Raw genomic sequence first — 26113 nt, 5'->3', positions numbered from 1 at the left:
ACGGCGCTCTCCCGGCGGCTTAAGGCCATCATACATACAGGGGGGCGGGCGCGATTCGCGGCGCGGCACTGCCCTACGGTGACCGGCAGTCCTAGCGCGTGCGGGGCGGCGAGACAATTCACCGCGCGGGCGGGCTTCAGTCCTCGACGTCTTTCGCCGGGTCGGCGCCGGCGGAGGGCGAGGGCGCCTCGGGCACGCCCGCCGCGTCGCGTCCGCGGGCTTGCGCCTTGCGCCGCTTGAGGTTTTCCCGCAGCGCCGCGGCGAGCCGGCGGGCGCGCTCCTCGGCATCGTGGTCGTCTTTCCGGCGCATGGGCGGGGCTCCGGCGGGGAGGGCGTCGCGATCGCGCGACGGGCGGTTTTTATTAGGCGCTTCGCCGCGCCGGGGGAAGCCGGTGCCGTGCGACGGCATGTGCAAGGGCAGGCACGGGCATGTGCAAGGGCATGTGCATGAGCGCACACGGTGCTTGCGCGGCGGCGTCGGCTGTGGCAAACGTCGCCCCGCTTCGGGGAGCGACCCTCCCCGCCGGGCTGCCGTAGCTCAGTGGTAGAGCACTCCCTTGGTAAGGGAGAGGTCGAGAGTTCAATCCTCTCTGGCAGCACCATTTTCCCCTCTAGGGAAATTTCTGGCATCCGCCTCGGATATTGTCGGCCTCACGCGGCGGAAATCGCCCGCTCTCGTGCGCGCCACCTACCGGCCGATGAAGAAGCCGATGACGGCGAGAAGGCCGGCAGCCCAATAGAGCAACTGCTTCGAAGCTGGGCCGAGCAGGTGATAGGCGGCGGCCGATACGAGGCATCCCGCCAGCCCGATGGCGCCGAGAAACGCCGACAGCTGCCAGCCCGCTCCCTGCACCGCCGCCAGGACGTAGCAGAGCGCGAAAGCCGGCAGGGCCAGTATCAGGAACAGCCGGACCACCGGCCAGCGTGTCTCCGATGTATCGTCGACGCCGCTCATGTCAGCCATCCAACATTGCCGTCGGGCAGAGCTTATACAAGCCGTTCACGATGCGCGACTGCGGGAGCGCAGCCATGCAGGACGGGTCGGAAGCTTCGCCCGAGCAGCCCCTCGACGCTACTGAGGGTTCCGGCGCGCCATGCCGGTCGGCCTTGCGGCATCTGGAATGAGCGAAATCAATCTGTTACATGGAGTTTCTTCCTTTCCTTGCGAGCTCGATGCCATGTCCGCCAGTTTTGCCCGTGTGCCGACCGCCCATGCCAGCCGCTATCTCCAGCAGCTCTGCAAGCATTGGGCGCACAAGTTCGAGGTCGCGTTCACCGCCGAGAGCGGGCGCATCGCGCTGCCGGAAGACACGGTCGCGACCCTCGAGGCCGACGAGCTCGGGCTGGACGTGCGGCTGGCGGCGGTCGATGCGGAGACGCTGGAGCGGATGAAGGGCGTCGTCGCCCGGCATCTCGATCGCTTCGCCTTCCGTGAGGCGCCGCTGCCCTTCGACTGGCGCGACGAGGCGTGATCCTCGCGCCCGGATCGCTGCCTCAGGCCTTGCGGATGCGGAAGGCGAGCTCGGCGCCGCGGCGCTCGCTCGCCTCCAGCACGTCGCCGAGCTGGCCGACCAGATGGGGAATGTCGATCACCGCCATCGGATCGGTGCAGAGGACCTCGATGCGCTCGCCGGGGGCGGCGCGTTGCAGCGCCCGGCGGGTATGCAGCGCCGGCAGCGGACATTTCAGGCCCTTGAGATCGAGAAGCCGGGGCTTGTCCGGCGCGGCGTCAGGCGGCATCTAGGTCACTCCCGTGCCATCGATTACGGCGGCCGGGCCAGACCGGCAAGCTCCAGGGCCGGCGGATGGGGGAATGTCGATGCGCGTGATGGGTTTCTCCGGCTGGAGCGGGGCGGGAAAGACGACGCTGCTGGCCCGGCTCATCCCGGTGCTGGTGGAGCGCGGGCTCGCCGTCTCCACCATCAAGCACGCCCATCACGCATTCGACGTCGACACGCCGGGCAAGGATTCGCACACCCATCGCCTGGTGGGAGCGAGCGAGGTGCTGGTGGCCTCCGCGGTGCGCTGGGCGCTGATGCACGAATTGCGCGGCGCGCCGGAGCCGGAACTGCCGGAGCTCATCGCCCATCTGGCGCCGGTCGACCTGGTGCTGGTCGAGGGCTTCAAGCGCGACCGGCATCCGAAGATCGAGATCCACCGCGCCGAGGTCGGCAAGCCGTTCCTCTACCCGGACGACCCGTTCATCGCCGCCATCGCCTCCGACGCGCCGCTGCCGGAGGCGCCGCTGCCGGTGCTGATGCTGGACGATACCGGGGCGATCGCCGATTTCGTCGAGACGCATGCGGCGGCGATATCGGAGGTCGACTGGCGGACGGGATGACCTGTGAATGCCTCTCCGCTCCGGGCGCCGTCATCCTGAGGTGCGAGCGTAGCGAGCCTCGAAGGATGGGCCTCCGGGCACGCCCAGACGAACATCCTTCGAGGCCCGCCTATCGGCGGGCACCTCAGGATGACGGCGTTCCGGGGGGTGGGGGCAGGAGTTCGTCGCCAGGCCTCAGTTCCCGGCGATCAGGGCTTCGGCCGCTGCCAGATCCTCCGGCGTGTTGATGTTGAGGAACGGGTCGCAGGGCGTGGTCGGCCAATCCACCGTCACGGCGCCGATGGCCCGCGTGAAGGCGCGCACCCGCCGCTCGCCCTGCTCGACCAGCAGCGCGCGCAGCGCCGGGCCGAGGCGGATGTCCCACAGGCCGATCACCGGATGATCGCGGCCGCCGGAGGAGGCGATGGCGGCGGGCGCCTCGCCCAGCCCGTCGCGCAGCCTCTCGGCGAGGTCGTGCGGCAGCAGCGGGCAGTCGGAGGAGACGCTGAGCAGGTAGCGGGCTTCCGGCACATGGCGGGCGGCATGCTCGAAACCGGCGAGCAGGCCGGCAAGCGGGCCGGGCGTGCCCGGCAGCGGATCCGCGATGACGGGCAGGTCGACGGCGAAGCGCTCGGCCGGGCCGTTGGCGTTGAGGACCAGCGCATTCACCTGCGGGGAGAGGCGCGCGATCACCCGGTCGAGAAGGCGCATGCCGCCGATCTCGCGCAGGGTCTTGTCGCCGCCGCCCATGCGATGCGAGAGGCCGCCGGCGAGGATGATGCCGAGGATGCCGCCATCCTCGCTCACGCCGCAGGCCTCGTGAGCAGATAGGCGGCGACCGCGAGCATCGTCGCGCCGATGCCGATCAGCACCGCGCCGGGAATGGCGGTGAAGCTGAGAAAGGTGAAGCTCGCCGCCATCGAGCCGGTGGCGACGAACTGCGCCCAGCGCGGCACCACGCCGCGCGCGCGCCAGGCGACCACCGTCGGGCCGAGTTTCGGATGGCCGAGCAGCCACGCCTCGAAGCGCGGCGAGGAGCGGGTGAACAGCCAGGCGGCGAGGATGAGGAACGGCGTGCCCGGCAGCAGCGGCGCCACCAGCCCGACCACGCCGAGCCCGACGCAGAGCCAGGCGAGGGCGAACATCGCCCAGCGCAGCGGCGCGGTGGCTGAGGGAAGGCGGGGTTTCTCGCTCATGATGGCGGATAGGGAATCCTGGCCTGGCCCGCCGGCCGGCCGCCCTCCCGCCGATCGACGCGCTGATTTCGTCCCGACCGAGATCGGCGATCGTCCCGGCACGATCGGCCCATGCTCGCGTTTGTGCGGCTGCAGCATAGCGGCTTATCCGGCTTCCAGCAGCTTCACCGCCACGTCGCGCTCGAAAATATGCAGCATGAGCCGCAATGCCTGCCCGCGTTCGCCGACGAGATCGGGATCGGCGGCAACCAGCGCGCGGGCCTCGGCGCGGGCGCGCTCCAAAAGGTCGCCATGCACGTCGAGCCGGGCGAGGCGGAAGCCGGGCAGGCCGCTCTGGCGGGTGCCGAGCAGGTCACCCTCGCCGCGCAGTTCGAGGTCCTTCTCGGCGAGGAAGAAGCCGTCGTCGGATTCGCGCAGCGCCTCCAGCCGGGCGCGGGCAATCTCGCCGAGCGGGCGGCGGTAGACCAGCAGGCAGATGGAGGCGACGTCGCCGCGCCCGACCCGGCCGCGCAGCTGGTGCAGCTGGGCGAGGCCGAAGCGCTCGGCATGCTCGATGACGATGATGCTCGCCTCCGGCACGTCGACGCCGACCTCGACCACGGTGGTGGCGACCAGCAGGCGGGTGTCGCCGCGGGCGAAGGCGGCCATGGCGGCGTCCTTCTCCGCGCCCTTCATCTTGCCGTGCACGAGGCCGACCTTGTCGCCGAACCAGCGGCGCAGGTCCTCGAAGCGCTCCTGCGCGGCGGCGAGGTCGGAGGTCTCGGCTTCCTCGACCAGCGGGCAGATCCAGTAGACGCGCCGGCCCTCGTCGAGCGCGTGGCCGAGCCGCGCGATCACCTCGTCGAGCCGGTCCATCGCCACCATGCGGGTGTCGATCGGCTTGCGGCCCTTGGGTTTTTCGCGAAGCTCGCTGGAATCCATGTCGCCGAAATAGGTGAGCACCAGCGTGCGCGGGATCGGCGTCGCCGTCATCACCAGCACGTCGACCGCCTCGCCCTTGGCGGCCAGCGCCAGGCGCTGGTGGACGCCGAAGCGATGCTGCTCGTCGACCACGGCGAGGGCGAGGTCGCGGAAGTCGACGCCCTCCTGGAACAGTGCATGGGTGCCGATGACGAGGTCGACCTCGCCGGCGGCCAGCGCCTTGCGGATATCCTCGCGGGCGCGGCCCTTCTCGCGGCCGGTGAGCAGGGCGACGCGGATGCCGGCGGCCTCGGCGAGCGGGGCGACGGTCTTGAGGTGCTGGCGGGCGAGGATTTCCGTCGGCGCCATGATTGCCGCCTGGTGGCCGGCCTCGATGACGGTGGCGGCGGCGAGCAGGGCGACTACGGTCTTGCCGGAGCCGACATCGCCCTGAAGCAGCCGCAGCATGCGGTTCTGCGAGCCGAGATCGGCGCGGATGGCCTTGAGCGCGGCCTCTTGCGAGGAGGTGAGCGAGAAGGGCAGCGCCTTGAGAAGGCTCGCGGACAGCTTGCCGGTGCCGACCACCGGCCGGCCGGTCTTGCGGATGGTGCGGGCGCGCACCAGAGCGAGCGCAATCTGCCCGGCGAACAGTTCGTCATAGGCGAGGCGGCGCCACGGCATGCCGGCAGGGGTGGCGTCGGCGGGGTCCATTGGCTGGTGGACGCGGGTGAGGGCGGTGTGGAAATCCGGCGCGCCGGGCAGGCCTTCCAGGGCGGGGTTGGCGTTCCATTCCGGCAGCGCGCCGGTGCGGGCGAGCCCGGCGGCGATGGCGCGGCGGACATGGCCCTGCCCGAGCCCTTCCACCAACGGGTAGACCGGCTCGACCGGCGGCAGGCGGGCGAGGCCGGCATCGTCGACGACGCGGTCCGGGTGCACGATCTGCGGGATGCCGTCGTAGAAATTGACGGTGCCGGACACCCAGCGGTCCTCGCCGACGGGGAGCATGTGCTCCATCCGCCCGCGATCGGCGGCGAAGAACACCAGCACCATGTCGCCGGTCTCGTCATGCGTGTAGACGCGATAGGGCGCGCGCGAGCCGGGGGGCGTCGGCTGGTGGCGGTCGACATGCACCCGCACGGTGGCGAGATCGCCCGGCACCAGCCCGGCGATTTTCGGGCGGGCGCGGCGGTCGAGCGTGGAGGAGGGCAGGTGCAGCAGCAGGTCGAGGATGCGCGCGCCCTCCGGCCGCCCGAGCAGCCGGTTGAACGGCCGGGCAAGCTTGGGGCCGATCCCCGGCAGATCGGTGATCGCGGCGAAATAGGCGTTCAGGGAGTCGGGACGCATTGGCGGGAATTTGGACGAAGCGCGGGCGGCGCGCAACGCGGGTGGGGCGGGCTTCTTGCGAGCTCGGGAAAGACCCCTCACCCCAGCCCTCTCCCCGACGGGGAGAGGGAGCGCCGCGCTCTTCCGGGCTGGTCCGGCTCTCGACCTTCGATCGGAAGCGACGTCGCCGATGAGCGCCCCACTGGCCGAACGCCCTCCCATTGCCTACCTGACATCCGGGCCAAGGCGCGCTAAAGACGTCGCCTTCAAAGACGTTGCCTTTCCCTGGCCTTTTCCTGGCCCTTCCTTCCCGGCCCGCTTTTGGCGGGCCAGAACGAGGCGCATTCGATGACCGGAACCACGCGGTCGAGCGCGGGGCTCGACCCCCGCCGCCGGCGGCTTCTCTATCGCTCCTGGCATCGCGGCACGCGCGAGATGGACCTGCTGATGGGCCGCTTCGCCGACGCCCTGCTACCGACCATGTCGGAGGAGGAGGTCGACGCCTTCGAGATTTTGATCGAGATCGAGGACCCGGACCTCTTGGCCTGGGTCAATGGCGGCGTCGCCCCCGCGCCCTTCGACACGCCGATGTTCCAGCGGTTCTGCCGCTTCCACCTGTCCGGGGAAGGCCTTCCCGAAATATGACCAAAGCCCCTTCCGCCTTCATCGACCGTCTGGCTTCCGGCCGGACGGTGACCCTCGCCAATGTGCCGACCGGCATGCAGGGCCTCGTGGTCGGCGACCTCGCCCGCACGCTCGCCGCCCGCGACGGCGCCGCCTGGCCGACGCTGACCGTGATCTGCCGCGACGCCGAGCGCATGGCGGAGCTGGAGCGGGCGCTCGGCTTCTTCGCGCCCGAGGTCGAGGTGCTGCCGCTGCCGGCCTGGGACTGCCTGCCCTATGACCGCGCCTCGCCGAACGGCGCCATCGTCGCCCGCCGCATGACCACGCTCGCGCGCCTCGCGCGGGTGAAGGGGCGCGAGGGCGGCTCGGTGCTGCTCACCACGGTGAATGCCGCCCTGCAGCGGGTGCCGAAGCGCGAGCTCGTCGCCACGCAGTCCTTCTCGGCGGCGCCGGGCAATGCGCTCTCGCTGGACGACGTGACCGGCTGGGCGGAGATCAACGGCTTCCAGCGCACCTCCACGGTGCGCGACACCGGCGAATATGCGGTGCGCGGCGGCATTATCGACCTGTTCCCGCCCGGCCTGCCGCTGCCGGTGCGGCTCGACTTCTTCGGCGACACGCTGGAATCGATCCGCTCCTTCGACCCAGAGACCCAGCGCACGGCGGCGCAGATGCGCGCGCTCGACCTGGTGCCGATGAGCGAATTGCAGCTGACCACCGAGACCATGCGGCGCTTCCGCATGGCCTATGTCGCCGCCTTCGGCGCCGCCCAGCGCGGCGACGTGCTCTATGAGGCGGTGAGCGAGGGCCGGCGCTATGCCGGCATGGAGCACTGGCTGCCGCTGTTCCATGACGGGCTCGACACGCTGTTCGACTATACCGGCCAGAGCCCGGTGGTGATGGAGGCGCAGACGGCCGAGGCCGCCGCCGAGCGGCTCGCCCAGATCCGCGACTATTACGACGCACGGCGCGAGAGCCACGACCTTCACGGGCAGGGCGCGCATCACGCGCAGGGCATGCTGGGCGGCGGGGCGCCCTACAAGCCGCTGCCGCCGGACGCGCTCTATCTCGCCGAAGGCGAATGGAAGAGCCGCCGCGAGGGCGCGCCCGCCGTGGCGCTGACCGCCTTCGCGGTGCCGCCCTCACGGGACGTGATCGACCTCGATGGCGATCCGGCCCGTTCCTTCGCGCCGGAACGCGCCGACCCGGAAGCCAACCTGTTCGAGGCGGCGGTCGCCCATATCCGCGAACTCGCCGCCGCCAAGCGCACCGTGGTCGCGGCGTGGTCGGAGGGCTCGCTCGACCGGCTGACCACCGTGCTCGGCGACCACGGCCTGAAGGGCGGCCAGCGCGTCGGCACCAGCGACGCCGCCGCCAAGCTGCCCAAGGGGGCGATCGGCTTCGCCGTGCTCGGCATCGAGAACGGCTTCGAGACCGACGCGCTGGCCATTATCGGCGAGCAGGACATTCTCGGTGACCGGCTGGTGCGCCCCAAGCGCAAGGCCCGCCGTCCGCAGGACGTGATCTCCGAATTGACGTCGCTGACCGCCGGCGACCTCGTGGTGCATGTCGACCACGGCATCGGCCGCTTCGTCGGGCTGAAGACCATCGAGGCGATGGGCGCGCCGCACGACTGCCTGGAAATCCACTACGCGGAAGGCTCCAAGCTGTTCCTGCCGGTGGAGAACCTGGAGCTGCTGTCGCGCTACGGCTCGGAGGACACCGAGGCGCAGCTCGACCGGCTGGGCGGCGGCGGCTGGCAGACCCGCAAGGCGCGGATGAAGAGCCGCATCCGCGAGATGGCGGCCGAGCTGATCAAGATCGCCGCGCAGCGCCAGCTGCACGAGGCGCCGCGGCTGGTGCCGGCCGAAGGCATCTATGACGAGTTCCGCGCCCGCTTCCCCTATGAGGAGACCGAGGACCAGGAAGCCGCCATCGAGGCGGTGTTCGACGATCTCGGCTCCGGCCACCCGATGGACCGGCTCGTCTGCGGCGATGTCGGTTTCGGCAAGACGGAAGTGGCGCTGCGCGCCACCTTCGCGGTGGCGCTGAACGGCAAGCAGGTGGCGGTGGTGGTGCCGACCACGCTGCTGGCGCGCCAGCATTTCCGAACCTTCTCCGACCGTTTCAAGGGGCTTCCGGTGGTGGTGCGGCAATTGTCGCGCCTGGTGCCGGCCAAGGAGATGAACGAGACAAGGAAGGGCCTCACCGACGGCACCGTCGACATCGTGGTCGGCACCCATGCGCTGCTCGGCAAGGCGATCTCGTTCCGGGATCTCGGCCTCGTCATCGTCGACGAGGAGCAGCATTTCGGCGTTGGCCACAAGGAGCGGCTGAAGCAGCTGCGCGCCGAGGTGCATGTGCTCACCCTGACGGCGACGCCGATCCCGCGCACGCTGCAGCTCGCCATGACCGGGGTGCGCGAGCTGTCGCTGATCGCCTCGCCGCCGGTGGACCGCCTCGCGGTGCGCAGCTTCGTGACGCCGTTCGATCCGCTGATCGTGCGCGAGGCCCTGCTGCGCGAGCGCTATCGCGGCGGCCAGAGCTTCTATGTGTGCCCGCGCATCGAGGATCTCGGCGAGGTGAAGGAGTTCCTCGACAAGAACGTGCCGGAGGTGAAGGTCACCGTCGCCCACGGGCAGATGGCGCCGACGCAGCTGGAAGAGATCATGTCCGCCTTCTATGACGGGCAGTTCGACGTGCTGCTCTCCACCACCATCGTGGAATCGGGGCTCGACATCCCCTCGGCCAACACGCTGATCATCCACCGCTCCGACATGTTCGGCCTCGCCCAGCTCTACCAGCTGCGCGGGCGGGTCGGGCGCTCGAAGACGCGGGCCTATGCGATCTTCACGCTGCCGGCGGAGAAGAGCATCACCCAGCAGGCGGAACGGCGGCTCAAGGTGCTGCAGTCGCTCGACACGCTGGGGGCGGGCTTCCAGCTCGCCAGCCACGACCTCGACATACGCGGCGCCGGCAACCTGCTCGGCGACGAGCAGTCCGGCCATATCAAGGAGGTCGGCTACGAGCTCTATCAGGAGATGCTGGAGGAGGCGATCGCCAACCTCAAGGCCGGCATCACCGCGCCGGTGGCCGACAAGTGGTCGCCGCAGATCTCCATCGGCACGCCGGTGCTGATCCCGGAGGACTATGTCGCCGACCTGCATGTGCGGCTCAGCCTCTATCGCCGCCTCGCCGACCTCGACACCGACGAGGAGTTCGAGCAGGTGGGCGCCGAGCTGGTGGACCGCTTCGGCCCGGCGCCGGAGGAGGTCAAGCAGCTGCTCAAGCTGGTGGCGATCAAGGCCCTGTGCCGCCGCGCCAATGTCGAGAAGGTCGATGCCGGCCCGCGCGGGGCGGTGCTCACCTTCCGCGAGCAGCGCTTCCCCAATCCGGCGGGGCTGGTCGCCTATCTCGGCAAGCCGCATGTGGTGGCGAAGGTGCGCCCGGACCTCAAGGTGGTGTTCTCCGACGACTGGCCGGACGCCAATGCGCGGCTGAAGGGGGTCGGCACGCTGCTGAAGGACCTCGCCAGGATCGCCGAGCAGGGCGCCAAGGCGGCGTGAGGCAGCTTTTTGCTCCCTCGCCCCCATCGGGGAGAGGGCTGGGGTGAGGGGGCTCTCCCGTTTCGCGAGGGCGTCGCCCCTCACCGATCCGCTTCGCGGGCCACCTCTCCCCAATGGGGAGAGGATAAGGCGTGCGAGCGGCGAAACCTACGCGTCGATCCCGCCGATCAAGGATCGGAATCGTAGGCGCCGTCGCCGTCGGGCAGGTCGTCGGCATCCACATCCGAGCCGATGCCGACGCCGACGCCGCCCATTTCGTTGCCGCCGGCCTGGTTCATGTAGTCCATCGACTTGTCCGAACCCGGATTGTACGGCATCGGGCCGGGATCGAGATAATTCGGGTTGTTGAGCGGCGGGATGACGATCTGCTCGCCCGAACCGCCCGTCTGGGCGTTGGGATGGATGGTCAGCTGCTCGGCCGCCCCGGCGGGGCTGAAGGCAGGGGCCGCGGCCAGGAGGCTCACGGCGAGAAGCGCGGCGTAACGCATGGTCGAACTCCGAGGGGACGGCCAATTCCGCGCCGTCCGCCCCCTAAGGAGCCGTTTCCGAACGGCAAGTCCAGCCTTCGCGGACGCCGCGGTTAAGGAAATCGCGCGGTGTGGCCCGCGCGCCCCGCGAAAACCGGCCGCCGCCGGGGCTCAGCGCCCCGCGCTACCGTGCCACCACGTCTCCGCCAGCGAGCCGCGCAGCGACAGCGTCGCCGGCCGCTCGACGTCGCGCCAGCGCGCCAGCCACTCGCCCGGCGTGTAGAACAGCGGCAGCGAGAACCGCGCCGAGATCAGCACCCGGTCCAGCGCCCGCGCCGCGCCGACGAAGTCCCCGCGCGAGCGGGCGGCGAGCAGCGCCTCGATCATCGCGTCCGCCGCCGGGCTCTTCAGCCCCATGAAGTTGCGGGTGCCGGGCGTATCGGCGGCGGCCGAGCCGAAATAGAACGCCTGCTCGTTGCCCGGCGACAGCGACTGGTCCCAGACATAGGGCACGAGGTCGAAATCGTAGTTCATCTTGCGCGCCTCGAACTGCGCGCCGTCGACGAGGCGGATCGACAGCGCGATGCCGGCCCGGCGCAGCATGTTCTGCCAGGCGAGGGCGAGGCGTTCCTGGTCGCGGGTGCCGGCCAGCACCTCCGGCGCCAGCGGTCTTCCATCGGCGCGGGCGACGAGGCGGCCGCCCTGCAGCACGTAGCCGGCGGCATCGAACAGGTCGAGCGCGGCCTTCAGCGTCGCGCGGTCGCGGCCGGACCCGTCCGAGGACGGCGGCTGCCAGGTGCCGTCCATCACCTCCGGCAGCACCGCGCCGGGATAGGGAGCGAGCAGCGCCCGCTCGGCGGCATCGGCGGGGCGGGCGCGGGCGGAAAGCTCCGAATCGTCGAAGAAGCTGCCGCAGCGGCGATAGAGGCCGAAATAGAGATTGGCATTCGCCCATTCGGCATCGAACAGCGCCATCATGCCGGCGCGCACGCGCACGTCGTCGAAGGGCGGCCGGCGCATGTTGAAGATCAGCGCCGAATAGGGCTTCGGCGTGCGGGTGGCGATCTCTTCCCGCACGATCCGGCCCTCGCGCACCGCCGGGAAGTCGTAGGCGCTCGACCAGCGGCCGGGATCGGTCTCGAAGCGGATGTCGGTGAGGCCGCGCTTGAACGCCTCGAACAGGCCGTTGACCTCGCGATAATAGTCGTAGCGCAGCTCGTCGAAATTATAGAGGCCGCGATTGACCGGCAGGTCGGCGCCCCAATAGAGGGCGCGGCGGCGCAGCGTCACGCTCTCGCCCGGCCGCACGGCGGCGACCTCGTAGGGGCCGCTGCCGAGCGGCGCCTTGAAGCTGGTCTGCTCGAACATGGCCGGATCGGTGGCGTGGCGGGCCAGCACCGGCATCAGGCCGAGGATCAGCGGCAATTCGCGGTCGGTGCCGGTGAAGTCGAAGCGGATGGCATGCTCGCCGGTGACGCGCGCGACGGCCTTGGCATAGAAGCTGCGCAGGTTCGGCCGGCCGCGATCGCGCAGCAGCTCGAAGGAGAAGCGCACGTCGTCGGCGGTCACCGGGGTTCCGTCGGCGAATCGGGCGCGCGGGTCGATCTCGAAGGCGACATAAGAGCGCGCATCGTCGGTGGCGACGGAGCGGGCCAGCAGCGGATAGAGCGTGAACGCCTCGTCCGGGCTGCGCGCCATCAGGCTTTCGACGATATTCCAGCGCACGAACGGCGCCGGCGCGCCGCGCACGATGAACGGATTGAGGCTGTCAAAGGCGCCGACCGCGCCCTGCACCAGCCGCCCGCCGCGCGGCGCGGCCGGGTTCACGCTGGCATAGTGAGCAAAATCAGCGGGATAGAGCGGTTCGCCGTGCATGGCGAGGCCGTAGCGCCCGTCGTCGCCTCCGCCGGGTCCGGTGCCGGCCGCGGGTTCGGCCATGGTTTGGGCATCTGCGTGGGGCAGGATGGCCGGCAGGCAGGCGGCCGCTCCGGCGGCCACGAGGCCGTTGCGCAGGAGGGCGCGACGGGTGATATCGGTCACGCTTGCTGTTGCCTCGCGACGGATTCGATGCGGATCGGTCGTGTCACTGATAACAGAATGGACGACCGCCGCGCCATGGGCCACTGTCTTGCCGCATTTGAACGGGAGACAGCCTCGTTCTCCAAAAGGCGCCAAGGCGTCCGTCGCCGTTGCTCATGCTGCGGTTCGCACGACAGGAACTTGATATGATCAGACGCTCGTTTCCCGCGCCGCAGTCTTCCGCGTCGCGTCTGGCGCGCAAGGTCGCCGGAGCCGCCCTGCTGCTCGCCATCGCCGGCGTGGGCCCGGCGCTGGCCCAGACCCAGCCGAAGCCGGCCGCCAAGCCCGCCGCCCCGGCGGCTGCGCCGGCCCCTGCTCAGCCGCAGGCGCAGGCCGCCCCGCAGATTCCCGCCATCCCGATTCCGTGGGTGAAGCGCTGCGAGGACAACACGCAGATCAACAAGAAGGTCTGCAATCTCGACCAGAGCATCATCACCGATACCGGGCAGTTCCTGGTGCGCTTCGGCGTCTTCGAGATCAAGGACGACCCGAAGAAGTTCTTCACCGTGGCGTTCCCGACCGGCGTGCTGCTGCGCCAGGGCTTCCGCGTGGCGCTGGCCGGCGAGCAGCCGATCCTCGGCACCTACATCATGTGCGACGAGCGCGTGTGCCGCGGCGACCTGCAGATCGACGACGAGTTCATCGCCCGCATGAAGAAGGCGCCGGGCCTGACCATCCAGGCCGCCAATTCGGTCGGCCGCATCATCAACTACCCGATCGGCCTCGGCGACTTCGCCAAGGTCTATGACGGCCCGGATACCGAGCAGAAGTCCTTCGAGGAGCAGGTCAAGAAGATCCAGGACCAGGTCAAGGCCCGCCAGGAGCAGCTGAAGGCCGAGGCCGACGCCCGCGACCAGAAGACCAAGCAGGGGCTGGAAAAGCTCGGCGCCGAGAAGCTGAAGGGCGCGCAGCCGGCCCAGTGAGGCCGGCTTCCGCCGCGGCGGTCGATCGGGCCCGGTGCGCCCGCGGCGCGCCCGGCCGGCCTGGACGACATTCATGAAAACGCCCGGCCTCTCGCGAGTGCCGGGCGTTTTCGTTGGGGAGCCGGGAAGGCTGGTTCCGGGAAGCTCGCCGGCCGGCGAGGTTCGCCCGGCCCGGCCGAATCGGGTGCCTATTGCAGGCGGTCGGTCTTCACCCGCCAGCCGCCGTCACCGTCGGCGGCGAGCATCTCCTCGACCTGCGGGTGGCGCACCGGCTCGCCGGAATTGTCCGGCTCGAGATTCTGCTCGGAGACATAGGCGACATATTCGGTGTCGGCGTTCTCGGCGAGCAGGTGATAGAAGGGCTGGTCCTTGGACGGGCGCATATGCTCGGGAATCGATTCCCACCACTCGTCGGTATTGGCGAATTCCGGGTCCACGTCGAACACCACGCCGCGAAACGGGAAATGCCGGTGCCTGACGACCTGGCCGATACGGTATTTGGCGATGCGTTCTTTCATGTCCATTGGTTCGCCCTTCCGCGCCGTTCGAGCCCTAAGCGCCGGGTGTGATCATGTCAACTTTAGCCGCATTCGCACCGGCTGAGACCGATGCAAGCCCCATACCGCGGCAGCGGGCGCAGGCGCCGTCTCCACCGCCGATTGACCGCGCGGCGGCGAGCCGGTAGCCAACGACCATGGCCGACGTCCTCGCGCTTGCGCTGCCCTTTTTCGGTGTGATCTTCCTCGGGCTCGCCTGCGGGCGGATGGCGCGCATCCCCGAGAGCGGCCTCGCCTGGCTGAGCTTCTTCATCATCTATGTGGCGCTGCCGGCGCTGTTCTTCTCGCTGGTGGCGCGCACGCCGTTCCACGAGCTCGCCAACGGCAGCTTCATCCTGGCCACCACGCTGTCGACGGCGACCTGCTTCGCGTTGTCGCTCGGCGTCGGGCTGTGGCTGCGGCGCGGCAACCTGCCGGAGGCGACGATCTCGGCGATCGTCGGCTCCTATTCCAATGTCGGCTATATGGGGCCGGGCCTGACGCTCGGCGCGCTCGGCGCCGCCGCCTCGGTGCCGACCGCGCTGATCTTCGTGTTCGACAGCCTGTTCTTCTTCACCGTGGTGCCGCTGCTGATGGCGCTCGGCGGGCGCGACAGGCGCTCGTGGGCGGCGACGGCCTGGTACGTGGTGCGGCGGGTGGCGACGCACCCGTTCAACGTGGCAACCTTTCTCGGCGTGGTCGCGGCCTATGTCGAGTTCCACCCGCCGGCGGCGATCGACCGCATGCTGGAATTCCTGAAGAACGCCGCCGCGCCCTGCGCGCTGTTCACGCTCGGCGTCTCGGTGGCGCTGCGGCCGATGGAGAAGGTGCAGGGCGAGGTGCCGTTCCTCATCGCCATCAAGCTGCTGGTCCACCCGGCGCTGGTATGGACGGTGCTGATGCTGGTCGGCGGCATCCCGCCGGTCTGGGTGGCCACCGCGGTGCTGATGGCCGGCCTGCCGCCGGCGCTCAACGCCTTCATCATGGCCAAGCAATACGACACCTATGTCGTGGGCGCCTCCGGCGGGGTGCTGATCGGCACCATCGTCTCGGTGGCGACGGTCACCGCGCTGCTCTATGCCGTGCAGCACGACATGCTGCCCTACGGCCTGAACTGACGGATCAACAGCTTAGGCGAGCTTCCTGATTCGACGTCTCAGAAAATCTAGGCGACCTCGCGCCGCATCAGCTTCGGCACATCCCGCGTCGGGCCGACGCCCTCGCGCATGACGAGGCGGCGCAGCGTCGCCGAGCGGCCGAGCGCCCACAGGCCGAGCCCGCGCACCCCCTGGACCGGCAGGAGATCGGTGAGCAGCGAGCGGTTGAACAGGTCGACGGCGAGGCTGCGGCTCCCCACGTCGGCGCGGCGGCGATGCTCATAGGCGGAGGCCACCTCCGGCCCGGCGATGTCGGTGCCGGCGCGATGGGCCGCACCGGCCAGCTCGGCGAGGGTGGCGGCGTCGCGGATGCCGAGATTGAGCCCCTGCGCGCCGATGGGCGGGATGATATGCGCCGCCTCGCCGATGAGGAACAGCCGGCCGGCGGCGAAGCGCTCGGCGGTGCGGGCGCCGAGCGGGAAGGCGCCGCGCGGGCCGTCCAGCACCATCTTGCCGAGCAGCGAATGCGCGCGGCGCTCCATCTCGCGCGAGAAGGCCGCCTCGTCCAGCGCCATCAGCGCCTCGGCATCCCTGGGCGCCACCACGCAGACGATGCTGGTGCGGTTCCCCGGCAGCGGCACCAGGGTGAACGGTCCGGTCGGGGTGTGGAATTCGGTGGAGATGTCGCGATGCGGGCGCTCATGGCCGAGCGTCGCGGTGACGGCGACCTGCGGATAGTCACGCGAGCGCAGCCGGATGCCGGCAGCCTCGCGGCAGGGCGACTGCCGTCCGTCGGCGGCCGCCACCAGCGCGGCGGGCAGAAGGCGCCCGTCATCGAGGGCGAGTTCGGCGGCGTCCGTCGCCTCCGTCATGCCGGTCACGCTGGCGTAGAGACGCGCGATGCGCGGCTCGGCGGCCACGGCCGCTTCCAGCGCGGCGAGCAGCGTCTCGTTCTCGACATTCCAGGCGAAGGCGGGCAGGGCGAGCTCGCCGGCCTGGAAGCTCACCTCGGGGGCGCGCCACAGCCGGCCGGTGTCGTCGACCAGCCGCATGGTGCGCAGCGGCGACACCCGATCGCCCAGCCGCTCCCACACGCCGAGCGCGTCCAGCGCCCGCACCGAGCCGTCCATCAGCGCCGTGGTGCGGGCGTCGCGCCCGCGCGCCGGGCCGACCAGCACCACGTCCAGCCCCTCGCCGGCGAGGGCGAGCGCGGCGACCAGGCCGGCGGCGCCGGCGCCGACGACCGCGACCGGGCGCGTTCGGCTTTCGGGTGCGGATGCGACGTGCATCTCCATGCCGACCTCCATCGGGCGTTTTTCGGGACTACAAGCCCGGGCATGAGTGTGGGATAAGCGAGGGCGATGCGGTCTGTCCATGCGGATCGCTACGGGCGCGTGACAGATGCGTGACGTCGACGAAGAACAAGCCGGCCGGTCGCGCATCGCGGCCTTGGGAGAGACACCTGTGACGGTATCCGTCAAACCCTTCACCGAGCGGCCGACACGCCGGCAGACGCTGGCCTTCGCCGTGCACGTCTTCACCGCCACCGGCGCCGTGTTCGGCCTGCTGGCGCTGATCGCCGCGGTCGAGGGCAACTGGTCGCTGATGTTCACCTGGCTCGGCGCGGCGCTGTTCGTCGACGGCATCGACGGCTCGATCGCCCGGCGGGTGCGGGTGGTGGAGGTGCTGCCGCGCTGGTCCGGCGAGACGCTGGACCTGGTGGTCGACTATCTCACCTATGTGCTGGTGCCGGCCTTCGCGGTGGCGACCGGCGGGCTGATGCCGACCTGGCTGGCGGTGCCGGCCAGCGCGGCGATCCTGCTCACCAGCGCGCTCTATTTCGCCGACACCACGATGAAGACCGAGGACAAGTATTTCCAGGGCTTCCCGGCGGTGTGGAACCTGGTGGTGTTCTATTTCTTCCTGCTGCCGATGAACGGCTACGTCATTGCCGGCATCATCGCCCTGCTGTCGGTCGCGACCTTCCTGCCGATCAAGTTCGTGCATCCGTTCCGCGTCGTGCGCGGGCGGCTGCTCACCATCGCGCTGCTGGCGCTGTGGGCGGTGCTGGCGGCGGTGGCGGTGATCGACAAGCTGCACCCGCCCGTCTACGTCAGCGCCGGCCTGTGCCTCATCGCGGTCTATTTCCTGCTGTTCGGCCTGGTGCCGCAGCGGTTCCGGCGTTCGTAAGCCATTTTTCAATTGTCAGGAGTGCGTTCCATGGTGTGGGCGGTGCGGGTGCGCGAGCTCGGCGGGCCGGAGGTGCTGGGGCTCGAAGAGGTGGAGGTCGGCATGCCCGGACCGGGCGAGGTGAAGCTCCGCCACACCGCCATCGGTCTCAACTTCATCGATACCTATTTCCGCTCCGGCCTCTATCCGGCCGCCGGCGGGCTGCCCTTCACCCCCGGCAACGAGGCGGCCGGCGTGGTCGAGGCGGTCGGCGAGGGCGTCACCGGCTTCAAGCGCGGCGACCGCGTCGCCTATGGCACCGCCTTCGGCGCCTATTGCACCGAGCGGGTGATGTCGGCCGCCACGCTGGTGAAGATTCCCGACACGATCGACGACGCCACCGCCGCGGCGATGATGCTGAAGGGCATGACCGCCCGCTACCTGCTGCGCCAGACCTACCCGGTGAAGGCCGGCGACGTGGTGCTGGTGCAGGCGGCGGCCGGCGGCGTCGGGCAGATCCTCTGCCAATGGGCGAGCCATCTCGGCGCCACGGTGATCGGCACCGCCGGCTCGCCGGAGAAATGCGCCCTGGCTGCCGAGGCGGGCGCCGCCTACACGATCGACTACAGCCGCGAGGATTTCGCCGCGCGGGTCAAGGAGATCACCGAGGGCGCGCTGTGCCAGGTGGTCTATGACGGCGTCGGCCAGGCGACCTACCCGGCCTCGCTCGACTGCCTGCGCCCGCGCGGCATGTTCGTCAGCTTCGGCAACGCCTCGGGCGCCATCCAGAACTTCTCGCTGCTGGCGCTGTCGCAGAAGGGGTCGCTCTACGCCACCCGCCCGACGCTGTTCACCCATGTGGCGACCCGCGAAGCACTGGAGGCCAATGCCGCCGACCTGTTCGACGTGGTCGGCAAGGGCGTGGTGAAGGTCCCGGTCAACCAGCGCTACCGGCTCGCCGACGTCGCCGAGGCGCATCGCGAGCTGGAAGGCCGCAAGACCACCGGATCGAGCGTGCTGATCCCCTGAGGTCGGGTTCCCGGCCGGGGCGCCGCGGCGACCGGCCGCAAAAGATACGAAATTGCCGCGAATTGCATCAAATCCGCGCGCCGTCCGATCAGAGTTTGGGCTTGCTCCGCCCTTGCGGCATGCGATGCTCGCAACAAGTGCATCGGCCGTGGAACCCGGATGAGACATCGCTGCCCGTTCCGACCGGCCATGGTCGCTCCGGCCTTCGGCCTGCACGCCACGAACCGTGACAGCGGCCGGGGGGCTCGTCATGTCTGACCGGACGTCGGTTGATTCGACCTCATCCGAGGGGGACAAGCCGCGGGCGCTGCTCGAGGCGATCGGGCTGACCAAGCGCTTCGGCGCGCTGGTGGCCAACGACCATGTAAGCCTCGCCATCCGCGCCGGCGAGACCCATGCGCTGCTCGGCGAGAACGGCGCCGGCAAGTCGACCCTCGTCAAGATGATGTGCGGCCTGCTGCAGGCCGATTCGGGCGAGCTGCGGTTCGACGGCGAGCCGATCACCTTCCCCGATCCCGCCGCCTCCCGCGCCCGCGGCATCGGCGTGGTGTTCCAGCATTTCGCGCTGTTCGACGCGATGACCGTGGTGGAGAACGTCGCGCTCGGCCTCGCCACCACCGAGCCGCTGGCGGTGCTGGCCGCCCGCATCGAGGACTGCGTCGGCCGCTACGGGCTGGAGGTCGAGCCGTACCGGCGGGTCGGCGAGCTCTCGGTGGGCGAGCGCCAGCGAGTGGAGATCGTGCGCTGCCTGCTCGGCGACCCGCGGGTGCTGATTCTCGACGAGCCGACCTCGGTGCTCACCCCCGACGAATCCGAGAGCCTGTTCCGCACCGTCGACCTGCTGACCGGCGAGGGGCGGGCGGTGCTGTTCATTTCGCACAAGCTCGACGAGGTGCGGCGCCTGTGCCAGCGCGCCACCGTGCTGCGCGGCGGCAAGTTCATCGCCGAGGTCGATCCGCGGCAGGAGAGCTCGGCCAGCCTCGCCCGGCTGATGGTGGGAGCGGAGGTTCCCCGCACGCCCCGCGTCGTCACCCATGAGCTGGGCGAGCCGCGGCTGCTGATCAAGAATCTCAACCTCAAGGGCGACGGCTCGCGCGGCTCGGCGCTCCACGATATCACTCTCGAAATCCGCGCCGGCGAGATCGTCGGCATTGCCGGGGTGGCCGGCAATGGCCAGACCTCGCTGTTCGAGGCGCTGTCCGGCGAGCGCCTCGCCGAGGACCGGGAGAGCATCGTCATCGACCGGGTGCCGGCGGGCGGGCTGGGGCCGACCGCGCGGCGGGCCTTGAGGGCCGGTTTCGTGCCGGAGGAGCGGCTCGGACATGCCGCCGCGCCCGACATGCCGCTTTCCGACAACGTGCTGCTGACCACCCATGGCGACGGGCGGATCGTGAAGTTCGGCGTGGTGCGGCGCTCGGTGCTGAACGCCACGTTCGCCGCGATCGTGAAGCGCTTCGACGTACGCTTCGGCGGCAGGGATCCCAAGGCGCGGCGACTGTCCGGCGGCAACCTGCAGAAATTCGTCATCGGCCGCGAGGTGCTGCGCGAGCCGGTGCTGCTGATCGTCGACCAGCCGACCTGGGGGGTCGACGCGGCGGCGGCCGGCTTCATCCGCACCACGCTGCGCCAGAAGGCGGCGGAGGGCTGCGCGGTGCTGGTGATCAGCCAGGATCTCGACGAATTGCTGGAATTCACCGACCGCATCGCGGTGATGAGCGAGGGGCGGCTCACCGACCCGGTGCCGGTGGAGGAGACCTCGCGCGAGGCGATCGGCCTCGCCATGGGCGGTGCCCACCACGCGCCGGCACAGGAGGGCGCCGATGCCGCTTAAGCTGGAGCGCCAGGAGAACGTCCCGCTCGCCGGGCTGATCGCCGCGCCCTTCGTCGCGCTGGTCTTCACCATGGTCGTCGGCGCGGTGATGTTCCTCGCCATGGGCCACGACCCGATCAAGGCGTTCACCGTCTATTTCATCGAGCCGCTGGGCGATCCCTATACGCTGCAGGAACTGGTGGTGAAGGCCTGCCCGCTGCTGCTGATCGGCGTCGGCCTCGCCTTCTGCTACCGGGCCAATCGCTGGAATATCGGCGCCGAGGGGCAATATGTCGCCGGCGCGCTGGCCGGCTCCTGGCTGGCGCTGGCCACCCACGGCACGGATGCCGGCCCCTGGGTGCTGCCGGCGATGCTGGTGCTCGGCGCCGTCGGCGGGGCCGCCTACGGGCTGATCCCGGCCTTCCTGCGGGTGCGCTTCGGGGCGAGCGAGATCCTCACCTCGCTGATGCTGGTCTATGTCGCCCAGCTCGGCCTCGACTATCTGGTGCGCGGCCCGTGGCGCGACCCGGCCGGCTTCAACTTCCCGCAGAGCGTGACCTTCGATGCGGTCGCGACCGTGCCGCTGCTCATGGAGGAGGGGCGCCTGCATGCCGGCATCCTGATCGCGCTCGTGGTGGTGGCGGCGGCGACCTTCGTGCTCGGGCGCACCCTGGTCGGCTTCTCCATCGAGCTCGGCGGCACCGCGCCGCGCGCGGCGGCCTTTGCCGGCTTCGACGAGCGGCGCGTCACCTATGGCGTGTTCGCGGTCTCCGGCGCGCTCGCCGGGCTGGCCGGCATCATCGAGGTGGCGGGGCCGATCGGCCAGATGCAGCCCTCGATCTCGCCGGGCTACGGCTTCACCGCCATCATCGCGGCGATGCTGGGGCGGCTGCACCCGGTCGGCATCCTGGTGTCGAGCTTCATCCTGGCGCTGACCTATATCGGCGGCGAGGCGGCGCAGATCACGCTGCGCATGCCCTTCGACGTCACCCGCGTGTTCCAGGGCACGCTGCTCATCGCCATCCTGGCGGCGGATGTGCTGGTGCGCTACCGCCTCCGCCGCGTCGAGGGACCGCGCCATGCTTGATACGGTGATGATCGGCGCGGTGCTGGCGAGCGTGGTGGCGGCGGCGACCACGCTGCTGCTCGCCTCGCTCGGCGAGCTGGTGGCGGAGCGCGCCGGCACGCTCAATCTCGGCGTCGAGGGCATGATGATCATCGGCGCCGCGGTCGGCTACGCCACGGCCTACTCGTCCGGCAGCCTGATCCTCGGCACCCTCGCGGCGATCCTCGCCGGGGTGGCGCTGTCGCTGGTGTTCGCGACGCTGACCATCTGGCTCGCCGCCAACCAGGTGGCCTCCGGCCTCGCCACCACCATTCTCGGCCTCGGCCTCGCCGGGCTGATCGGCGCCTCCTTCGTCGGCACGCGGCTGGACGGCGCGCCGGAACTGCAGGTTCCCGGTCTGACCAGCCTGCCGATCCTGGGCGAGGCGCTGTTCGGGCAGGACGCCTTCGTCTACGCCTCGATCGCGCTGCTGGCGCTGGTGACCTGGGGGCTGGCGCGTACCCGCACCGGGCTCGTGATCCGCGCCGTGGGCGAGAGCCATGTCGCCGCCCATGCGCTCGGCCATCCGGTGCGCAGGATCCGCACGCTGGCGGTGATGTTCGGCGGCGCCTGCGCCGGTCTCGCCGGGGCGCATCTGTCGCTCGCCTATACGCCGTTCTGGGCCAGCGACATGACCGCCGGGCGCGGCTGGATCGCGCTGGCGCTGGTGGTGTTCTCCGCCTGGAAGCCGCTCTGGCTGCTCGCCGGCGCCTATCTGTTCGGCGCGGTATCGATCTTGCAGCTGCATGTGCAGGGCTTCGGGCTCGGCATTCCCTCGCAATTGCTGTCCTCGCTGCCCTATCTTGCCACGGTGGCGGCGCTGGTGCTGATCTCGGCGCTGAAGCGCGGGCAGGGTGCGCCGGCCTCGCTCGGCGTGCCTTTCGTACCCGACCGCTGACCTGCCTTGTCCGGCCGCCCTGCGCGGCCCCAGCCCTCGCGGCCGCGGCCACGCGGGGGCGGAACTCCAGCGGCCGCGACGGATGTGAGAGCGGAGACGTTCATGCGGAAAATCTTGTCAACGGCGCTGGCCTTCGCCGCCTGTGCGGCCGTCGCCGGCATCGGCATGCAGGCGCAGGCCGCCGAGAAGCTGAAGGCGGCCTGGGTCTATATCGGCCCCGTGGGCGATTTCGGCTGGACCTACCAGCACGACCAGGGACGCAAGGCGGTCGAGGCGGCGTATGGCGACAAGGTGGAGACCACCTATGTCGAGAACGTGCCGGAGGGCCCCGACGCCGAGCGCGTGATCGAGCAGCTGGCCCGCGCCGGCAACAAGATCATCTTCACCACCTCGTTCGGCTATATGGAGCCGACGCTGAAAGTGGCCAAGCGCCACCCCAAGGTGATGTTCGAGCACGCCACCGGCTACAAGCGCGACAAGAACGTCGCGACCTATAATTCCAAGTTCCACGAGGGTCGCTACATCGTCGGCCAGATCGCCGCCAAGATGTCGAAGACCGGCACCATCGGCTACATCGCCTCCTTCCCGATCCCGGAAGTGATCTCGGGCATCAATGCGGTGATGCTCGGCGCCCAGTCGGTCAACCCGGACATGAAGATCAAGATCGTGTGGGTGAACTCTTGGTTCGACCCCGCCAAGGAGGCCGACGCCGCCAAGGCGCTGATCGACCAGGGCGCCGACATCATCACCCAGCACACCGACAGCCCCGCCGCCATGCAAGCCGCCGAGGCGCGCGGCGTGAAGGCGTTCGGCCAGGCGTCCGACATGAAGAGCTTCGGCCCCAATGCCCAGCTCACCTCGATCGTCGACAACTGGGCGCCCTATTATGTCGAGCGCGTCAAGGAAGTGATGGACGGCACCTGGAAGTCCACCGACACCTGGGCCGGCATGAAGGACGGCGAAGTCGTCATGGCTCCCTACACCAACATGCCCGACGACGTGAAGGCGATGGCCCAGAAGACCGAGGCGGCGATCAAGGACGGCTCGCTGCACCCGTTCAAGGGGCCGATCAGCAAACAGGACGGCACGCTGTTCGTGAAGGAGGGCGCGGTGCTGCCGGACGGCGATATCCTCTCGATGAACTGGTACGTGAAGGGCATCGACGACAAGGTGCCCGGCCAGTGAGCCGGATGGGCTGAGGGCGCGCCGGTTCCGGCTCGCCCTCGTCGCCGGAAGCCGCACCGCCGGCGGCCGGCCATAGGGTCATCGGATGGCCGGGCGCTGCCCGGCCATGACGCCCGCCGGGGCGGGCCCGCGGAGCGGGCCGGTGGTGCACGTTTCATCTCGCGGCCTGTCTCGGGGCACGGGGTGCTCTCGGCATGCGGCCGGCGTCCGGTGTTCCGCCGGGCTGGAACGCGGATCCTGAAGCGGCCGCTTGGTGCCGGCGGCGTTCCCGCCGAGATTGCCAAAGCCGCCTCCATATGCGATTGCGCCACGAATGATCGGCGCCGATCACCTGAGCGGTCGGCGCGAACGGGGATGCGGTGGCACGCTCATGACGATACCGGTGGACATCGCCGCGACCGGCGCTCGTGCGGCGGCGATGCTCGAGGCGCTCGGCGCCATCTCGCAATCCGAGGACAACCTCACCCGCTTCTTCCTGACGCGCGAGCACCGCCGCGCCGCCGACCTCGTCGGCGATTTCATGCGCGCGGCGGGCCTCGACGTCTCCGAGGACGCGCTCGGCACGCTGCGCGGCCACTGGCAGCCCGCCGGCGCGCAGGCGCCGCGGCTGCTGATCGGCTCGCATATCGACACCGTCGCCAATGCCGGCAAATATGACGGCACCATGGGCGTCGTCGTCGCCATCCTGGCGCTGGAGGCGGTGATCAAGGCCGGGCTGAAGCGGCCCTACGGCATCGACGTGCTGGCCTTCGGCGACGAGGAGGGCACGCGCTTTCCGACCACGCTGTCCTCCTCCGCCGCGATCGCCGGCTATTTCTCGCCGGCCTGGCTGGCTTTGCGCGATCCCGAGGGCGTGTCGCTGGAAGAGGCGATCCGCGCCTATGGCAAGGACCCCGCCGACATTCCCGCCGCCGCCTATGACCCGAACCGCGTCATCGCCTATGTCGAGGCGCATATCGAGCAGGGGCCGGTGCTGGAGGCCGAGGGCGAGCCGCTCGGCATCGTCTCCGCCATTGCCGGTGCCTCCAGGCTGTCGATCACCGTCACCGGCGAGGCCGGCCATGCCGGCACCGTGCCGATGCGCATGCGCCGCGACGCGCTGCTCGGCGCCGCCGAGATGGCGCTGGCGGCGGAGAAGATCGCGCGGGCGGACGCGCATGGCATGGTCGCCACCGTCGGGCGCATGCATATCGAGCCGGGCTCGATCAACGTCATTCCCTCGCGGGTGGTGTTTACCGTCGACCTGCGCTCCAGTTCCGACACCTCGCGACGCGAGGCGCTGACGCGGTTCGAGCGGGAGGCCCACAGGATCGCCGATGCGCGCGGGCTCGGCGTGGTGATCTCCGCCTTCCACGAGGTCGGCACGGTGCCCTGCTATCGCGACCTGCAGCTGCGCCTGCGCACCGCCGTCGCCGATCTCGGCCATCGCGCGCTGATCCTGCCGTCCGGCGCCGGCCATGACGGGCAGGCGATGTCGCGGCTGTGCCCGATCGGCATGTTGTTCGTGCGCTGCCGGGGCGGCATCAGCCATAATCCGGCCGAATATGCGAGCCCTGGAGATATCGGCCTTGCGGTCGCGGCGCTGGCGCGTTTCATCGAACGGTTCGAACTGCCGCAACTGGCCGGCAGCGCCAATGGAGCAGAACAGTGAGCCAGGATAAACCGGGAGTCGCGGGCGAGGACGGCAAGCGGCTCGAACGCGAGGTGGCGTTCCTGAAGGCGCTGGTGCGGGTGCCCAGCGACAATCCGCCCGGCGATTGCGCGCCGCATGCCGAAATCACCGGCCAGCTCCTGGAGGAGCTCGGCTTCGCCGTCGAGCGCCATGCGGTACCCGAGCCGTTCGTGAAGACCTACGGCATGAAGTCGGTGGTCAACCTCGTGGTGCGCGAGCGCTTCGGCACCGGCAAGGGCCCGGTGATCGCGCTCAACGCCCATGGCGACGTGGTGCCGCCGGGCGAAGGCTGGACCTTCGATCCCTATGGCGCCGAGGAGAAGGGCGGGGCGATCTATGGCCGCGGCGCGGCGGTGTCGAAATCCGACTTCGCCACCTATGCCTTCGCGCTCAAAGCGCTGAAGCAGCATCCCGAGGGTCTCGACGGCGCCGTGGAGCTGCATTTCACCTATGACGAGGAGGCCGGCGGCTTCGTCGGGCCGCAATGGCTGCTGGAGCACGGCCTGTCCAAGCCGGACTACGCCATCTCGGCCGGCTTCTCCTATGCGGTGGTCGTCGCCCATAACGGCGCGCTGCACCTGGAGATCGTGGTGCGCGGCAAACAGGCGCATGCCGCGCTGCCGGAGACCGGCGCCGACGCGCTGGAGGCGGCGACCGCCATCCTCTCCGCGCTCTATGCCGAGCGCAAGCGGCTCTACGGCATCACCAGCGCCACGCCGGGCATCGGCTCGCCGAAGATCACCGTCGGGCTGATCTCCGGCGGCATCAACACCAATGTGGTGCCGGACCGCATCGTCATGCGCGTCGACCGCCGCCTGACCCCGGAGGAGGATGGCGAGCAGGTGGAGGCCGAGCTCAATGCGCTGGTCGAGCGGGCGGTCGGCGGCTGGGAAGGCATCGACATCGAGTGCCGGCGCATCATCCTCGCCGAGCCGCTGCGCACCCTGCCGGGCACCGACAGGCTGGTGGAGATCGTGCAGAGGCACGCCGCCGAGGTGCTGGGCGAGGTGCCGCCGGCCACCGCGGTGCCGCTCTATACCGATGCCCGCCACTATACCGCCGCCGGCGTGCCGACCATCCTCTACGGCGCGGGGCCGCGCTCGATCCTGGAGGCCAACGCCCATGCCGCCGACGAGCACGTGCGCATCTCCGACCTCGACAAGGCGACGCGCATCATCGAGGCGACGCTGCGCGACCTGCTGACGGCGGGCTGA

Annotated in this window: 24 protein-coding genes and 1 tRNA gene; 15 read left to right on the top strand and 10 right to left on the bottom strand. The window is 70.1% G+C overall.

Features of this window, described 5'->3' with window-relative positions; genetic code table 11:
* Positions 1-136 precede the first annotated feature (136 nt).
* A complete protein-coding gene (locus tag AC1RU4_RS03640; protein ID WP_492889641.1) occupies positions 137-310 on the bottom strand; it encodes a hypothetical protein in 174 nt (57 codons plus the stop codon).
* A 217-nt stretch (positions 311-527) separates the two neighbouring features.
* On the opposite strand from AC1RU4_RS03640, the gene AC1RU4_RS03635 reads away from it, so the two are divergent.
* Positions 528-602 (top strand) — tRNA-Thr (locus AC1RU4_RS03635).
* 86 nt (positions 603-688) lie between these two features.
* Here AC1RU4_RS03635 and AC1RU4_RS03630 read toward each other — a convergent pair.
* Positions 689-955 carry a hypothetical protein gene (locus tag AC1RU4_RS03630; RefSeq protein ID WP_492889640.1) on the bottom strand — a complete coding sequence of 89 codons (267 nt, stop codon included), beginning with the start codon at positions 953-955 and terminating at the stop codon, positions 689-691.
* 223 nt (positions 956-1178) lie between these two features.
* Here AC1RU4_RS03630 and AC1RU4_RS03625 point away from each other — a divergent pair, with 223 nt between their 5' ends.
* A complete protein-coding gene (locus tag AC1RU4_RS03625; protein WP_492889639.1) occupies positions 1179-1472 on the top strand; it encodes a DUF2218 domain-containing protein in 294 nt (97 codons plus the stop codon).
* Between the two features lie 22 nt (positions 1473-1494).
* On the opposite strand, the gene AC1RU4_RS03620 is transcribed toward AC1RU4_RS03625, so the two are convergent.
* Complete coding sequence (locus AC1RU4_RS03620; RefSeq protein WP_492889638.1) at positions 1495-1740, bottom strand: sulfurtransferase TusA family protein; 246 nt, start codon at positions 1738-1740, stop codon at positions 1495-1497.
* A 79-nt stretch (positions 1741-1819) separates the two neighbouring features.
* Between AC1RU4_RS03620 and mobB the strand changes: the two genes are divergently transcribed.
* On the top strand, positions 1820-2341 hold the full coding sequence (gene mobB / locus AC1RU4_RS03615; RefSeq protein WP_492889776.1) for a molybdopterin-guanine dinucleotide biosynthesis protein B: 522 nt from the start codon (positions 1820-1822) through the stop codon (positions 2339-2341).
* 174 nt (positions 2342-2515) lie between these two features.
* Here the strand turns inward: mobB and mobA are convergent, their stop codons facing one another.
* The 3 genes from mobA to recG all read right to left on the bottom strand — a co-directional run bounded on the left by mobA (position 2516) and on the right by recG (position 5760).
* Positions 2516-3127, bottom strand: coding sequence for a molybdenum cofactor guanylyltransferase MobA (gene mobA, locus AC1RU4_RS03610; protein ID WP_492889637.1), 612 nt, complete (start codon positions 3125-3127; stop codon positions 2516-2518).
* Positions 3124-3516, bottom strand: a complete 393-nt coding sequence (locus tag AC1RU4_RS03605) for a YbaN family protein (protein WP_492889636.1) — start codon at positions 3514-3516, stop codon at positions 3124-3126. Before AC1RU4_RS03605 ends, mobA begins: the two co-directional genes overlap by 4 nt.
* A 144-nt stretch (positions 3517-3660) precedes the next feature.
* Positions 3661-5760 (bottom strand): ATP-dependent DNA helicase RecG, encoded by a 2100-nt coding sequence (gene recG, locus AC1RU4_RS03600; protein ID WP_492889635.1) that lies wholly within the window; start codon positions 5758-5760, stop codon positions 3661-3663.
* Between the two features lie 327 nt (positions 5761-6087).
* Here recG and AC1RU4_RS03595 point away from each other — a divergent pair, with 327 nt between their 5' ends.
* Entirely contained in the window at positions 6088-6384 is a 297-nt protein-coding gene (locus tag AC1RU4_RS03595) for an FAD assembly factor SdhE (protein ID WP_492889634.1), read from the top strand.
* A complete protein-coding gene (mfd, locus tag AC1RU4_RS03590) occupies positions 6381-9929 on the top strand; it encodes a transcription-repair coupling factor (RefSeq protein WP_492889633.1) in 3549 nt (1182 codons plus the stop codon). The genes AC1RU4_RS03595 and mfd overlap by 4 nt, the downstream gene beginning before the upstream one ends.
* A 167-nt stretch (positions 9930-10096) precedes the next feature.
* Here mfd and AC1RU4_RS03585 read toward each other — a convergent pair whose 3' ends face one another.
* Positions 10097-10417 carry a hypothetical protein gene (locus tag AC1RU4_RS03585; protein WP_492889632.1) on the bottom strand — a complete coding sequence of 107 codons (321 nt, stop codon included), beginning with the start codon at positions 10415-10417 and terminating at the stop codon, positions 10097-10099.
* 150 nt (positions 10418-10567) lie between these two features.
* The gene (locus tag AC1RU4_RS03580; RefSeq protein ID WP_492889775.1) at positions 10568-12271 is read right to left on the bottom strand and encodes an extracellular solute-binding protein; all 1704 of its coding nucleotides are present in this window, start codon (positions 12269-12271) and stop codon (positions 10568-10570) included.
* A 350-nt stretch (positions 12272-12621) separates the two neighbouring features.
* Here AC1RU4_RS03580 and AC1RU4_RS03575 point away from each other — a divergent pair, with 350 nt between their 5' ends.
* Entirely contained in the window at positions 12622-13398 is a 777-nt protein-coding gene (locus tag AC1RU4_RS03575; RefSeq protein WP_492889631.1) for an invasion associated locus B family protein, read from the top strand.
* 188 nt (positions 13399-13586) lie between these two features.
* Here AC1RU4_RS03575 and hspQ read toward each other — a convergent pair whose 3' ends face one another.
* Complete coding sequence (gene hspQ, locus AC1RU4_RS03570; RefSeq protein ID WP_492889774.1) at positions 13587-13916, bottom strand: heat shock protein HspQ; 330 nt, start codon at positions 13914-13916, stop codon at positions 13587-13589.
* Positions 13917-14092: 176 nt separating this feature from the next.
* Here hspQ and AC1RU4_RS03565 point away from each other — a divergent pair, with 176 nt between their 5' ends.
* Positions 14093-15052: an AEC family transporter gene (locus AC1RU4_RS03565; protein ID WP_492889630.1), complete on the top strand. Its 960-nt coding sequence runs from the start codon at positions 14093-14095 to the stop codon at positions 15050-15052.
* A 47-nt stretch (positions 15053-15099) separates the two neighbouring features.
* Here AC1RU4_RS03565 and AC1RU4_RS03560 read toward each other — a convergent pair whose 3' ends face one another.
* Positions 15100-16326: a UbiH/UbiF family hydroxylase gene (locus AC1RU4_RS03560; RefSeq protein WP_492889629.1), complete on the bottom strand. Its 1227-nt coding sequence runs from the start codon at positions 16324-16326 to the stop codon at positions 15100-15102.
* A 169-nt stretch (positions 16327-16495) separates the two neighbouring features.
* Between AC1RU4_RS03560 and AC1RU4_RS03555 the strand changes: the two genes are divergently transcribed.
* The 8 genes from AC1RU4_RS03555 (at position 16496) to AC1RU4_RS03520 (ending at position 26113) form a co-directional block, all read left to right on the top strand.
* Positions 16496-17221, top strand: a complete 726-nt coding sequence (locus tag AC1RU4_RS03555) for a CDP-alcohol phosphatidyltransferase family protein (RefSeq protein ID WP_492889628.1) — start codon at positions 16496-16498, stop codon at positions 17219-17221.
* Positions 17222-17251: 30 nt separating this feature from the next.
* Positions 17252-18229, top strand: a complete 978-nt coding sequence (locus AC1RU4_RS03550) for a quinone oxidoreductase family protein (RefSeq protein ID WP_492889627.1) — start codon at positions 17252-17254, stop codon at positions 18227-18229.
* A 250-nt stretch (positions 18230-18479) separates the two neighbouring features.
* A complete protein-coding gene (locus tag AC1RU4_RS03545) occupies positions 18480-20060 on the top strand; it encodes an ABC transporter ATP-binding protein (RefSeq protein WP_492889626.1) in 1581 nt (526 codons plus the stop codon).
* Positions 20050-21126 carry an ABC transporter permease gene (locus AC1RU4_RS03540; RefSeq protein WP_492889625.1) on the top strand — a complete coding sequence of 359 codons (1077 nt, stop codon included), beginning with the start codon at positions 20050-20052 and terminating at the stop codon, positions 21124-21126. Before AC1RU4_RS03545 ends, AC1RU4_RS03540 begins: the two co-directional genes overlap by 11 nt.
* Complete coding sequence (locus AC1RU4_RS03535; RefSeq protein ID WP_492889624.1) at positions 21119-22042, top strand: ABC transporter permease; 924 nt, start codon at positions 21119-21121, stop codon at positions 22040-22042. Before AC1RU4_RS03540 ends, AC1RU4_RS03535 begins: the two co-directional genes overlap by 8 nt.
* Positions 22043-22144: 102 nt before the next feature.
* Positions 22145-23227 (top strand): BMP family ABC transporter substrate-binding protein, encoded by a 1083-nt coding sequence (locus AC1RU4_RS03530; protein ID WP_492889623.1) that lies wholly within the window; start codon positions 22145-22147, stop codon positions 23225-23227.
* A 370-nt stretch (positions 23228-23597) separates the two neighbouring features.
* The gene (locus AC1RU4_RS03525; protein ID WP_492889622.1) at positions 23598-24878 is read left to right on the top strand and encodes an allantoate amidohydrolase; all 1281 of its coding nucleotides are present in this window, start codon (positions 23598-23600) and stop codon (positions 24876-24878) included.
* The gene (locus tag AC1RU4_RS03520) at positions 24875-26113 is read left to right on the top strand and encodes an ArgE/DapE family deacylase (protein ID WP_492889621.1); all 1239 of its coding nucleotides are present in this window, start codon (positions 24875-24877) and stop codon (positions 26111-26113) included. Before AC1RU4_RS03525 ends, AC1RU4_RS03520 begins: the two co-directional genes overlap by 4 nt.

The organism is Ancylobacter sp. GW821-FHT10E12, assembly GCF_058809335.1.
Note: the sequence above shows the minus strand (reverse complement) of the source record. Positions and strands in the feature narration are given on the sequence as shown.